Annotated in this window: 14 protein-coding genes; 11 read left to right on the top strand and 3 right to left on the bottom strand. The window is 70.2% G+C overall.

Annotated elements, in window-relative coordinates:
- The first annotated feature begins 20 nt into the window (after positions 1 to 20).
- The 10 genes from ACWV17_RS23410 (at position 21) to ACWV17_RS23365 (ending at position 9,432) form a co-directional block, all read left to right on the top strand.
- Complete coding sequence (locus ACWV17_RS23410; protein ID WP_455361272.1) at positions 21 to 1,790, top strand: hypothetical protein; 1,770 nt, start codon at positions 21 to 23, stop codon at positions 1,788 to 1,790.
- Between the two features lie 87 nt (positions 1,791 to 1,877).
- On the top strand, positions 1,878 to 2,432 hold the full coding sequence (locus tag ACWV17_RS23405) for a hypothetical protein (protein WP_455355968.1): 555 nt from the start codon (positions 1,878 to 1,880) through the stop codon (positions 2,430 to 2,432).
- Positions 2,433 to 2,443: 11 nt separating this feature from the next.
- Positions 2,444 to 2,659 carry a hypothetical protein gene (locus ACWV17_RS23400; RefSeq protein WP_455355969.1) on the top strand — a complete coding sequence of 72 codons (216 nt, stop codon included), beginning with the start codon at positions 2,444 to 2,446 and terminating at the stop codon, positions 2,657 to 2,659.
- A 298-nt stretch (positions 2,660 to 2,957) separates the two neighbouring features.
- Positions 2,958 to 5,153, top strand: a complete 2,196-nt coding sequence (locus ACWV17_RS23395; protein ID WP_455355970.1) for a hypothetical protein — start codon at positions 2,958 to 2,960, stop codon at positions 5,151 to 5,153.
- Positions 5,154 to 5,161: 8 nt separating this feature from the next.
- Complete coding sequence (locus tag ACWV17_RS23390) at positions 5,162 to 5,581, top strand: conjugal transfer protein TraB (RefSeq protein ID WP_455355971.1); 420 nt, start codon at positions 5,162 to 5,164, stop codon at positions 5,579 to 5,581.
- A 110-nt stretch (positions 5,582 to 5,691) separates the two neighbouring features.
- Positions 5,692 to 8,010 (top strand): hypothetical protein, encoded by a 2,319-nt coding sequence (locus ACWV17_RS23385; RefSeq protein WP_455355972.1) that lies wholly within the window; start codon positions 5,692 to 5,694, stop codon positions 8,008 to 8,010.
- Positions 8,011 to 8,097: 87 nt separating this feature from the next.
- The gene (locus ACWV17_RS23380; RefSeq protein ID WP_455355973.1) at positions 8,098 to 8,589 is read left to right on the top strand and encodes a hypothetical protein; all 492 of its coding nucleotides are present in this window, start codon (positions 8,098 to 8,100) and stop codon (positions 8,587 to 8,589) included.
- Between the two features lie 18 nt (positions 8,590 to 8,607).
- A complete protein-coding gene (locus tag ACWV17_RS23375; protein WP_455355974.1) occupies positions 8,608 to 8,952 on the top strand; it encodes a DUF7739 domain-containing protein in 345 nt (114 codons plus the stop codon).
- Positions 8,949 to 9,176 (top strand): hypothetical protein, encoded by a 228-nt coding sequence (locus tag ACWV17_RS23370; RefSeq protein ID WP_455355975.1) that lies wholly within the window; start codon positions 8,949 to 8,951, stop codon positions 9,174 to 9,176. The genes ACWV17_RS23375 and ACWV17_RS23370 overlap by 4 nt, the downstream gene beginning before the upstream one ends.
- A 73-nt stretch (positions 9,177 to 9,249) precedes the next feature.
- Positions 9,250 to 9,432, top strand: coding sequence for a hypothetical protein (locus tag ACWV17_RS23365; protein ID WP_455355976.1), 183 nt, complete (start codon positions 9,250 to 9,252; stop codon positions 9,430 to 9,432).
- A gap of 58 nt (positions 9,433 to 9,490) precedes the next feature.
- Here the strand turns inward: ACWV17_RS23365 and ACWV17_RS23360 are convergent, their stop codons facing one another.
- The 3 genes from ACWV17_RS23360 to ACWV17_RS23350 form a co-directional block, all read right to left on the bottom strand.
- A complete protein-coding gene (locus ACWV17_RS23360; RefSeq protein ID WP_455361271.1) occupies positions 9,491 to 10,384 on the bottom strand; it encodes a hypothetical protein in 894 nt (297 codons plus the stop codon).
- A complete protein-coding gene (locus ACWV17_RS23355) occupies positions 10,384 to 11,172 on the bottom strand; it encodes a ParA family protein (RefSeq protein ID WP_455355978.1) in 789 nt (262 codons plus the stop codon). The genes ACWV17_RS23360 and ACWV17_RS23355 overlap by 1 nt, the downstream gene beginning before the upstream one ends.
- 161 nt (positions 11,173 to 11,333) lie before the next feature.
- On the bottom strand, positions 11,334 to 12,044 hold the full coding sequence (locus tag ACWV17_RS23350; RefSeq protein WP_455361270.1) for a hypothetical protein: 711 nt from the start codon (positions 12,042 to 12,044) through the stop codon (positions 11,334 to 11,336).
- A gap of 301 nt (positions 12,045 to 12,345) precedes the next feature.
- Between ACWV17_RS23350 and ACWV17_RS23345 the strand changes: the two genes are divergently transcribed.
- Positions 12,346 to 12,636: a hypothetical protein gene (locus ACWV17_RS23345; RefSeq protein ID WP_455355880.1), complete on the top strand. Its 291-nt coding sequence runs from the start codon at positions 12,346 to 12,348 to the stop codon at positions 12,634 to 12,636.
- Positions 12,637 to 12,659: the final 23 nt, after the last annotated feature.

Here is a 12,659-nt window from a genome sequence, read left to right as displayed (position 1 = left end):
CCGCATGAAAGGAGGTCGGTGTGGCGGCCCGTACAGCCACCCGCAAGAAGTCAGCGCCCCGCCGCCCGGTCAAGGCGGCGGTCGCGCCGCCGAAGCCCAGGGTGAGAGAAGAGGCCGAGACCTTGGCCGCTGACCTCCGCGACCGCGCCGCCGACGTGATCGACGGCGCCCGGTGGACCGGGGCTCAGGAAGCGGCGGCGCTGGTCCAGGCCGCAGAGGACAAAGCACGGCAGATCCGCCGCGCGGCGGCCGCCGACGCCAAGCGCGTCCTGGTGGAAGCCGCGGAGGGGGCCGGGGACCGGCTGCGCAGGGCCGAGGACGACGCGGACACGGTCCGCGCCGGTGCTCGGGATGACGCGCAGACGATCCTCAATCAGGCCCGGATCGACGCGGACCTCCAGACCGAGGAGGTCATGGCGGACGCCGAGGAGCAGGCCAAGAGCCTGCTCGCCGAGGCCGAGAAGCAGGTGAGCGCGGTGCTCGCCGAGGCGGAGGAGCGGGCGAACGCCCTGGTGGACCTGCGCCGAACCTCGGCGGAGGCCGCCTACCGCAAGGCCCTGGACGACGCCGCGCGCATCGTCGGCGAAGCCCAGGACCAAGCGGTGGAGATCAAGACGGCCCGGGCGGCACTCGACTCGGAGCTGGAGCTGGCCCGCCGGTCGGCCCGGCTCGACCTGGACGAGGAGCTGACCGAACGCCGGGCGGAGATCGACGCCGAACTGGCGGCACGCCGCGCGGAGGTCGACGCCGCCCGGGCAGAGATCGAGACCGAGTTCCGCAAGCTCGGCGAACAACACGAACGAGCGCGACAGGCACAGCAGGAACGGCTCGCGGTCGAGTTGGAGGACCTGCGCAAGCAGGCCGAGAGGGAGGCCCGGGCCGCCGCCGGCGGAGTCCGCAAGGAAGCGGACGACAGGCGTGCGGAGGTGAACCGGGAGCTGGAAGCCGCTCGCGCGGCTCGGCGCCTCGCCGAGAAGCGGGCGGCGAGCCTCAAGCGGACCCGGAGCCGGGGCGAGTACGTCAAGCAGGGCAGCATCTGGGTCGCCCTGGCGGCCGTGATCGTCCTGACAGCCTCCGGTGAGTGGGCGTTCGCCCGGATGGTCGGGCTGGGCGACACACCGATAGGAGACGCGGGGTGGGCCCTTCCGCTCGGTCTCGACGTCTACGCGGTCACGGCCTTCCGCATGAAGAAGGACGTGCCCTACGCGCTCGGCCTGATGGCCGCCACCAACATCACGTACCACGTGGCCGACATGACGGGCACCGGCGTGACGGTGGTCGACGGCAAGCAGCACCCGAGCGTCTACCTGATCATCGTCGCGGTGCTCGTGGTGGTCGCCATCGTCTGGCGCGTCCACCGTCTGCTGGAGGACGACCACGAGGACGAGAAGCCGTCGGCCACCCCCGCTCCCGAGGCGGACGAGCCGACGACCGTACGGGGTGAGCCGGACCGTACGGCCGCCCCCGACCCGGCCCGTACGGCTCCACCCCGTACGACCCGTACGGCAGACCGTACGGACGAGGACCGTACGGCCCGTACGGCTCCACCCCGTACGACCCGTACGGCGGCCCGTACGCCCGCACCCCGTACGGGCGGCCATACGGCCCCCGCCCGTACGGACGCCGAGGCGGTTCAGATCCTGCGGGGCCTGGACCGTGACGGCGACTACGTCACCGTCAACGCCGCCCGTACGGCGGTCGGCTGCAACCGCGACCGAGCCGTACGGCTGCTGGACGAAGCGGGGCTCCTGAGTCCCGCGGACCGCGCCAAGCACCTCGCCGCTCGCTGACCCGCGCGGCGCCGTACGTCGCAGGCCGGGCCCGCCACTGCCCCCGAGAGTCGGCGGGCCCGCTTCCCCTGAGAGGAGATCAACCCCGTGTCCGAGATCGAGAACATGAACGAAGTGCTGAACCGGGTGCCGGCAGAGTTCCGGCCCCTGCTCAACCTGGACCACCTGACCAACTGGACGCTGGACCGGCAGCGCGAGCACACCGCCGACCTGTCCGCGTACGAGGCAGGCCGCGCGGTGTTCCAGACGGTCCTTCGCTCCCAGCACATCGACGGCGACCGCAAGTGGTCCGCCCGAATGAGGGCTCGGAGGGTCGAGAAGCAGTGGAACAAGCTGGTCAAGGCCGCGCGGGACTCGGCGAGCGCGTCGGAGGCGCTGCGCACCGCATACGCCGACCACGTCCGGGAGGTGGCCGCGCTGCCCGCTCAGCGGGCGGAGCGGGCCGCAGCGAAGGCCGACCGGCGCAGCAAGGTCAACGACTTCACCGCGAAGTCGCTACACAAGACGGCCTCCGTCATGGCGCCCCGACGCGACGGCGACGAGGACACCAGCACCGAAACCGCAGGTCAGGGCACTGGTTCGGCGGCCGTGGGCCGCACGGTCCGAGGCGTGAACGACCTGTTCGACCGCCGAGGAGCCTGAAGGTGGGGCAAGTGCCCACGATCAGCCAGGCCCGCAAAGCCCGCCAGGCCGCCCACTGGGCGGAGCGGCAGCGCCTCCAGGTGGAGGCGCGGGGCGATGCGGGCCTGGCTGACGCCTGGTGGGACCGGGCCCGGGCGATCTGCAAGGCCGATCCGGAATTGTGGAATGACCTCGCGCGGACGCTGGAGAACTGGGCCGGACGCAACGACAGCGGTGACGGCGCGTAAGCGTCATCACCATCATCATCACCGAGGAGCGGACCGGATTTGGGGGCCCAAGGCGGGCGCGCGGGCGCATGGGCGCGCGGGCGCGCGAGGATCCCCTATCCGGTCACCCTCTGTCAACCCTGGAGAGCGTGTGGCTGATGACTCGCGGGACGACAACCGGAACGGCAACGTCGTCTCCTTCCGTTCCCGGGGCGGGGCCCCGCCGGGGCTTCCCCCGGTGCCTGGTGCCCCTCCCCCGGCACCTCCGACCCCTCCCGCCGAACCGCCTCCCCCGGCCTCCCCGCCGGAGAGCGGCGACGTGTGGGCCGTAGTCCCCTCCCCCCGGCGCCGCCGGTCGGCGGCGGATTCCCTGTCCGACCTCACACCGACGCTACCCGCGGTCCCCGGCTCGACGGGATCGACGGACACCGTCGCCCTTCGCTCCGAAGGGACCGCTCCTGCTCGCCGGGACAGCGACGACGCCGAAGCAGACGGTCCCGGCATCGCGGCGCTCGGCCTGGCGGCGACGCTGGCCATTGCGCTTGCTGCACTCCGGGGCACCGCCAACGCCGTGACGGACTGGCGCCAGCGGCGCCAGGAGCGGGCCACGGAACTCGCCCCGCTGCGGGAGGCCCGCCTCAAGCACCAGCTCGCGGGAGAGGAAGCGGTCGCCAAGCACAACCTCGCCATGCAGGGCCTCGGCGACAAGGCGGCCCAGAAGCGCGGCAAGTCGATCCCCTCCAGCCAGGAGTACGGCCGCAAGGCCATAGGCGGCGGCCGCGGCGGATCGGGCGGCGGCAAGGGATCCGGGCTCGGCGGGAAGCCCGCCGGCGGAACCGGCCCCGGCCGCTCGAAATCCGGGCTCGGCTCCAGCGGCACCGGGCCGGGCGGCAAGAAGAACTCGCCGAAGACGTCGACAGGGTCCGGCTCGGCTGGCGGCAAAGGCACCGGCTCGAAGTCACCGAAGTCGCCCAAATCGTTGGGCGGCTCCGGCAAGAACGGCTCGTCCGGTAAGAACGGCGGGGGATCGGGGATCAAGTCCCCCTCCGGCGGCAAGTCCCCCAGCTCGAAGGGCTCCAGCCCTGCGCTGGAGCGAGCCCGCGGCCGCCAGGACCGTGCCGCCGCCCGACAGGGCGCCAAGGTCCAGCGGCGCGCGGACCGGCAGGCGGCCCGGCTGGAAAACAAGGGGAAGGACAGGGACGCCGCCCGCGACCGTACGGGCCGGGCGAAGGACGCCCGGCAGGACACGAAGGACCGGATCCGCAACGCCAGGGTCGACGCGAAGGAGGCCAGGAAGAAGAAGGCGCGCGAGGACCGGTTCGAGGCCAAGCAGAAGGCTCGTAAGGCCAGGAACAAGGCCCGTCGCAAGAAGAAGGAGACGGTGGCCGCCGCCGTCGCGAACCGCACCACGTTGGGGCAGGCCGTCGCGAAGGCGGCTCGGCGCCGGTTGAAGAAGCGGCGGAAAAACCTTGCCCCGCCCGTGCTGACCAAGGTCAAGTCCAAGGAGAAGAAGGGGAGCAAGAGCACCGCACCGGCCGGGCCGAAGGTCGACCTGACCAAGAAGCCGAAACCGGCTGCCGGATCCGGCACCACGCCGAAGGTAGACCTGACCAAGAAGCCGAAGCCGGGCGGGACCGGAACTCCGCCGCCGGCCGCGAAGAAGCCGAAGTCCGGCGGCAAGAAGGGGTTCGGGCCCGGAAGGAGGAAGCCCCGGGTGAAGTCGAAGAAGTCTCGTGGTGGCGCCGCTGCTGGCACCACCGGACCGGCCGACCGGCGAAAGGCCCGCCGCAAGGAACGGGCTCACCGGGCGAGCGAGCGAGCCAAGGGCAAGAACACCACGACCGAGGACACCACCGGCCCCGGGTCGGGCTGGACGTTCTACGAGCGGCCGCGCGAGGGGCGTCGCAGCGCGTACGACTCCATGCGCGACACCGACCCGCAGCAGCAAGAGGAGTGGATGGCGGAGCAGGTCTTCCCGGCTGGCTACCACTCCCCCGGCCGCGAGGCAGTGACCACCGGGGCCCGGGGACTTCCCGCCGGTACCGGAAGTGCAAGCACCACGATCACGAAGGAGGCGCCCGTGGGCACCGCGCCCGCTGTGCAGACCGCGATGGACGACGGGATGAACCCCGAGCACGCGACCGAGGTCACGCTCGATGATGTCGTGGACTTCCTGGACGAGGTGGTCTCGGAGGCCTTCGCCGCGCACGACGAATGCCTCCTGCTTGCCGCACAGGCCAAAGAGCTGATGTACGCGCTCGACTCTCTCGCCGCTCGGCTGGCGGCCAAGCACAACATCATCGGCCGCCTCACCGCCTGGGCGATGAGCAAGCTCGCCGAGTCGATGGAGGTCCTCTCCCGCAAGGCCGAGGAGATGTCGGTCAAGTCGCTCCACGCGGCCGAGGCCTGCGAGACGGCGAAGACCGAGATGGATGACGCGTACCGGCCGCTCACGCAGGCGACCGCGGACGCGGGCCTGCGGACGCCGTCCGCCCGAGTCCACAACGAGAACTAGGAGGCTCCATGTCTGGAGAGATCGTTCCCCGCGGGGACACGCTCCCCGCGGTTCCCGACGCCGACCTGGGGTTCCTCAGCCTCGCCGCCGCTGTCACCTTGCTGGCGGCGCGGGCCCTCCTGCTCAAGGAAAAGATCTGGGCCCTCCAGAGTCGGTTCCAGCGCAACGCCGACAAGGCGAGCAACATGTCGGAGATGTGCGACGCCGCGGAAGTCGAGCCGCAGTTCACCGCGCTCATCATGGACGGCTCCACCTCGCTGCGGGAAGTCGCCGAAGCCTCCGGCGATTTGGTGAATGCCGCCGACGAGATGCAGATGGACGCGCAGGGCTTCAACGACGCCCACCAGGGCGAATACGGCGGGATCTACGAGGTCACGCAGTCCATGGGCGTGCAGCAGCCCAAGCCCGGATTCAACGAAGTCAAGTAACCGAATAGCCGCCCGGCCGTGAAAGCGGCGGGGGCGGAAAGCCCCACGGGAGGGGCCCCGGCGAACGCGCCGGGGCCCCTCCCCTTATTCCTCCCGGAGGGGATATGACGATGACGACCGACGTCGTGAAGGCCGACACCACCGCCGGTGAGCGGGGGCTGACACGCAAGACCGCCCGCCGCCTGGCCTGGGCGGAACGCACTGCGTACGGCGCCGCCGGCACCTGGGCCGCCATCGGCCCGCAGATGGACGTGCCGTGGTGGGCACACGGCGCGTCCCTGGCCACCGGCGCCCTCACCGGCATCGTGCTGTGGAAGCGCAGCGACACCGAGGACTGGACGCGGCGACTCACTTCGTCCATGCGGGCCCTGCCCGTGCTCGGCTGGTCGAGCGCCTACACGGCGGGCCTGCTCGCCCCCGTCCTCGACTACCCCAACGGCTGGCCGATGCTGGGGGCGGCCGCCTGGACCGCCGTGATGATCCCTATGGCGCCCTGGACACGGTCCAAGGGCATCGCGCGAGCCGTCGACAACCTCCTCCCGGTCCTCGCCGGTGAGCCGGAGGTCGTACAGGGCGAGCCGGTCACCTTCGAGGACCACATGCGGGCCCTGTGGAACCAGGCGCAGGCCACCGGGGACACCACCCTGGAAGGCATCCGGCAGTACAACCAGGATGAGCCCGACTTCGAAGCGGTCGTCCTCGCCCCCGTCGGCCAAGCCGTCCCGCGCACGCTGGACGAGCGGGCCATCGCCGGCGTCTTCGACGTGCCCGTGGACGCGGTCGCCACCAAGGCGGTCGACGGCTACGGCCCCGGCCGTCTCGCCATCCAGGTCGCGCCCCGCCTCGCCGAGGCCCGGCGTACGGCGGAAGCGCTGGAGGCCGAAGCCGAGGACCCCGGTGCTGCCCTGGAACGCATCTGGGCCGAACACGTCAACTGCACCGGCGGCGCGGCCACCAGCGTCGACCTGGTCGCGTACAGCATCGGCGAGGAGCAGATCCGGCTGCGGATCGCCGCTCCGCGCGGAAAGACCCTGCGTGTCAACCACGAGGCACTGTGCTCCGCGCTCGGTATCGACGACATCTCCCGCCTCGTCATGGAGGGCGCGGGCCCGCGCGAAGCGGTCGTCTACATCTACCGGGCCAACCCCCTTCTCCACGTCCGGGCTCCCACGGTGGAGGACCTGACGATGGACGACCGAGGTCGCATCTCCATCGGCGTTGCCCACGACGGTTCGGTGGCCCGGATCCAGCTGTTCAACTTCGACACGGGTCGGGCTCAGCACGGCATCACCGCCGGGACCACCGGCGCGGGCAAGTCCGGCCTGATGCGCATCCTCGGCGCCGCTCAGCGGATCTCCGGCGTCATCTCCTGGATGGCCGACGTCCAGGGCGGCATGTCGATGCCGGAGATGGAAGGCCGCATCGACTGGATGGCCAAGGGCCCCGCCGAGACGATGCAGCAGCTGCGCGCGCTGCACGCGGTCAAGGAGTACCGCGAGGCCAACAGCCGCGGCCGGGGAGACTTCGACTTCCACGGCCCGTGGCGCCTGATCCAGTGGACCGGCGACGAGATCAACCGTCTGCTCTCCTCCCTGGACCAGGAGGTCCGCAAGGAAGCCGCCTGGATGATCGGCGACCTCCAGAAGACCGGCCAGAAGGTGGGCATCGGCGTCGACCTCGCGGTGCAGTCCCTCCACCTCAAGGAACTCGGCGACAACCACGAGATCCGCGAGAAGGGTAAGGAGGGGCACGTTTTCCTCCTCCGCACCGCCTCGTCGTCCACCCAGGGCATGGGCCTGGACGGCATTGCCCCGATCGGCGCTCACGTGTCCCCGATTCCGGAGCGAATCTACGAGGGAGGGGGCGCCAAGGAACTGTTCGAGGGCACCGCAGCCACCGAGGGTGTACCGACCCCGGGCATGGGATGGCTGATCACCGAGGGCAAGGCGATCCTCTTCCGCACCTTCGTCCTGGCGAAGGTCAACGGCCTGTACCCGCAGCTCGAAAAGCTGATGGACGGTCGCCCGATGCCGACCCTCAGCCCGGGCGAAGCCCGCGCCGCCGGCGCCGCGTACGCCCGCCGGGGCACCGCGGAGGCAGGGAAGGCCACAGACGGCCCGTCAGCGCCCTCCGGGACGCGGGGCGGCCGGAACGAGGCCGACGACAAGGCGAAGGAGGCGGACGAGGACCTGCCCGAAGCCCCGTCGCCGATGGCGGCCACCAAGGCGAAGGCCCCCACGATCCGCGAGCGGATCCTCGCCGCACTGGAAGGGCACCCCGACGGAATGGCGCTCAAGGAGATCCGCACCGCCGTCGGCTGCGGCACCGAGGGCGGCCCCGCCACCCGCAGCGTGAACAACGAGGTCAGCACGCTCGCCAACGAGGGCGTGATCGTCGGCATCGGCAAGGGCGTCTACCACCTCCGCTGACCCACAGAAACGCAGGGGACCGGCTACTCCGTCACGAAACGGCCGGTCCCCTGCCACTCCCCCGACGCTACGAAGGAGCACCAACAAGTGAACCACTCTGACCGCCCCACGGACCTCGCGCTGAACGAAGCCCACGAGGAAGCCGAAGCAGCCCGGCTCATCGCCGAAGGACTGAGCGACAGAACGCCCGTCGCCACCTACTACAAGGACATGACGACCGCGCCGCTCACCGGCGACGCGCCGCCCGTCCCGCAGGCCGGGCGGGCGCCCATGAGCCAGAAGGCCACCGACGTCAGCGCCATCATGCTCGCCGCCGGCGCCGCGTCCGTCCCCATCGGGGGCATGACCTCGCTCGTCCTCTACACCCTCGGCACCGTCGACCCGGTGAACCTCGCCCTCGGGGTCGGCGGGCCCATCGCCCTGATCCTCGCCGTCGGCGGCCTCCTGCGCCGCGCGCACGGCATCCGCACCATCAACCACCACCACTACGAGGGCCCCGTCCACCAGGACCACAGCACCCACAGCACCAAGAACAACGGGCTGATCGCGCAGACCAAGAACGACAACCGCCGTCGCTGACCGAAGGGAACCCCGATCATGGCAACCACGCACATCGTCGTCAGCCACGGCAGTGACTTCTTCGGCGTCGACACCATCCCCGTCGGTCAGCTTCGCGAACTGGCCCAGTACGCCCGGAACTACCTACCGGCTGACGACCACCCGCCGCTCACGGCGCTGCTGGACGACGCCGGACAGCGCGAGCACAGCCTCAACGCCGACCATGCGGCTCTCCTCGCGATCCTGCTGCGCCGCATCGCCGACCACCGCCGCCTCAAGAAGGCGGTCCGCGACCTTGCGACCCGCCTGGGCATCGCGGCCGCCAACGCCGCCGCCGACCCCGAGCCCTGGACCTGGACCATCAGCACGGAAGGAACCCGATGACCGTCCCGGACAGCCCCGACAGCATCGACGCGCGTCTGGACGCGGCCAACGCCACCGTCCTCGCCGAGATCTTGCGCACGGACGCCAAGTCCGGCGTCCTGCTCACCAGCTTCTCCCTCCCCCTCGCCGCGCTCGTCGCGGCGGTACCCGGGCAGGCCTTACCGCCCCTCCTGGGGCGCCTCGTCCAACCAGCGGCGCGTCTCCAACACCCCCGGACGGGCTGAGCGGTGACTGCCGTCCCCGCCGACCTGTACGGCGCGCCCTGCAAGTCTGCTTCCCCGGCGGCGGCCTGCCCAAGTGGCTGACCGCCGCCGGCCCCGCTGCGCCACAGGCGCCGCACCGACCCCGGTCGACGGCACCAGCCGGGCGGAGGAACTCGCCGACCTGGTCGCGCTCGCCTGGTGGGAACTCCTCCAGGGCCCCGGCGACGACCCGTTCACCAAGCTATTCATCACGGCCTGCGCCCGTTACCTGAGCTGACAAGCACGAAGCGGGCCCCGTCCTCGGACGGGGCCCGCTTCTTTGCGTTCGGGGGCGGTTATGCGGCCGATGCCGTGACTGCCTCGACCTCAGTGTCTCCGGCTGCGCCTTCGGACTTCTCCTCGACAGCTGCCTCAGTTTCATCGCCAGTGAACGAGACGGTTACGCCTGCGGCCGACGATAGTGCCTCGATCAGAGACTTCACGGCGGTGCGGGTGCGTTCCGGGTCGTGCTCCAGGGCTGCCTGAACAGCCCCGGTGTCGAAAGTCCTGGCGGCCTTGGTGAGTGCCCTCGATACCTTCGCGGGGTCGATCGCTGGCAGAGCCGAGCTCGTCTCCACCTCCAAGGTGCTCAGGTAGGTGAGGGCCGCGTCCTCGGTCTTCGCCTTGTGGCCAGCGGCCTCCTTGGGGAGTGCCTCCACTGCACCCTGGACGATCGCGGCCGTCAGGCCTGCACCCTTGATCTTCAGCAGTCCCAGGTAGAGGTAGACCGCCGCTTGCACGCTGTGGGTTTCGACCAAGGGGACCAGCGCCCAGGCCTGTCCGTAGCCGAGCTTCTTGGAAACAATTGTTTCCATGCCGCCGCCTGGCTTCGCGTGGAACAGCGCCTCGGCGACGCGCCAGGTACGGATCAGCTTGCCCGCGTACTGCGGTGTGATGTCCCACTTGGTCTGCGTGTACTCCTCGAAGGTGTCGAACTCTGCCCGGTACAGCCGGGCGTCCCGCACCACCTGAAGCGCTTTGCCTGCGGCCCAGAAGGCGAAGCGCAGGTTCTCGATCGCGCTCTCGCACTTGAGGTACAGGTCCTGCTCCTGCGCGATGAGCGCCGGAGTGTCGGTGAGCTGCTTACTGGGGAGCTTGTTTGAGTCGCCGAGCGCACGCGCCAGCTCAACGACATTGTCTGGACGTCCCGGTGCCGTGGGGGCCCCGCCCACATTGATCGCCTTGCCCATCAGAGCATCTGCTCCATCGTCAGGGCCACGCGCATGAAGTCCTCCCGCGCGTTCAGAGCCGTGCCGGACATCTTGTACTCGGTCACCAAGGTGCCGTTCTCGTACGCGTGCTCGTGGATCGTGTAGCGGCGGATCGGGTCGGCGACGCGCGGGTAGTTCCGCTCATCGATCCAGGCCTTCACCTTGTTGAGCTGCTTCTCCCCCTTGTCCTTGCCGGCGTCGTGCATGTTGATGACGACCAGGAACGGGATGCCCCTCGGCTTGAGTACCTGCTCGATGGTGAACTCGCACTCGTCCCAGGTGATTTTGGACGGAGTGATCGGCACGATCGCCAGGTCTGCCACTTCCAGGACCTCACGCAGGGCATCTGCCGTCCGGCTCTTGCCCAGGGGGTCGGCACCCCATTCCGCGTCAGGGTCGATGTCCATGAATCCAGGGGTATCGACGATGATGCGGCGCCGGTCGGGATCGGCCACGATGCTCGGGAGGATGTCGAGCTTGCTCTTGGTGACGACGTAGTCGAACGGCAGTGCCTCCTCGCGCACCCCTGCGCACCACTTCTCCAGGGTGCCCTGCACGTCGATGCCAGCCGCGACGACGGGGGAGCCTACGGATTCGTCCGCGTTGGACATCACCGCCGACCGGCCTGCGCAAGCGGCGGTGTTGACCGCGATCGTGGACTTGCCCGCGCCGCCCTTCTGCTGAATGACGACGATTACCTTCGCCGTCCGGCCAACAGCTCTGGCGGCTGTGCCTGTGGCCGCTCGGAGCGCTGTGGATGTGGTCATTCGATGGCCTTCCGTTTCCGTGGTTTCACCGCGCGGTGCGGCTACTCGGATCGCCGCAAAGCTTGCCAGACGAAGACGGCCGTGGCGTGCACCGCGCTCCATGGAATGCGTGGGCCTCGTTCGAGAGAAATAGAACGAGTTGGAAACTGTTGTTTCTGCACTCAGGTCCGGCCGGGAAGTTCGGGCTGCTTGTCCTGGGTTGCTCGGTCGACCGCGGCGCGGAGTAGGTCGCCGGTGGTGAGCACCTGGGCGCGGAGTCTGTCTCTGATCTCCAGTGCGGACTGTGGCGCGGAGAGGTTCCCGGCGGCGGCCGCGAGGGCGAGTTCGGCGGGGATGCCGTCGCGTGCGGCTTCGCGTAGGGCCACGTCGACACCGTCGCCCCAGCGGTCGGCCCATTCCTGGAGGGCTTCCACGGCGTCCTTGCTGGTCCAGTACGCGGCGCGGCGCACGGTCTCGCCGAGGGTGTACGGCAGGTTCAGCGAGAGGCGATGGGTGTAGCCCCCTTCGCCCATGGGCTGGCTCGGGGGAGTGCCCCACCGGCGGCCCGGGGCGTCGACCTCGCCCTCCGGCGACTTCGGCCACTTGTGGCCCATGCCGCGGGCTCGCAGCTCCTCGCGTACGGCCCGGGTGATGATGTCGTCCCGGTTGCCGCCGAACTCGACGCTGCGGCGCTTTCTGGCGACCTCCGCCCGGATGCTGCGGCGGACGGCGGCGGCCGCGCGCCGGGAAAGGCCGGGGACGAGCAGCTCCCGCCGGCGCTCGCTGATCCAGGCCTCCTCGCGATCCCGCTCGTCCTTGGCGTGCTCGTTGAGTCGCTTCAGGGACGCCTCAGTCACGGCCACGTGGAACTTCACCTTCGCCATGCTCGCCATAGTGGAAATGTAGCCAGATAATTGAGCCACGTACTGCTCCGGCCGTGTCGCGGGCGACGTAAGGCGGTTGCTGGTGCGGCAGAGGAAAACCGCTGTTGGTGAGTCGTAGGGTCAAAGAGGATGGATCACGTCCGGCCGTTGCTGAGCATCCGGATGCGGCCGGGTGAAGCCTCTGGTCCCGTCCGTGGTGACGGCGTGCCGGGCGGATCAAAAGTCTGTGCCCTACCAGCACCACGGGGGAGAACGCGCATGAGCATCGGAGGAGTGGAGCCGCCGCTCCGCGAGGACGAGGAGAACCGTAGTGACGCAGCTGAGCAGGCACGGGCGGACGGCTCGGGAGTATTGGCAGACGTACAGGCCGCAGGCGCTGGAGGAGCTGGGGGGCCCGGAGCAGCAGGAGGAGTTCTTCCAGGCGCTGGACCTTCGGGTGACGGAGGAGATCGGGCAGCGGACGACCGAACTGCTCCAGAAGCTCCCGATGGAGCAGCGGGGGGCGGCGCGGCGGGTGACGCGGTCGCAGGCGCAGGAGCTGGTGTACGCGGAGGAGATCTGGCTGGAGAAGGAGCCGGGGACGGAGCACCGGGAGATGTAGCCCCGCCCCGCTTCCGGCCGGAC

The sequence above is a fragment of the Streptomyces mabaensis genome (genome assembly GCF_053763515.1).
This window is presented reverse-complemented; position numbering and strand designations above follow the sequence as displayed.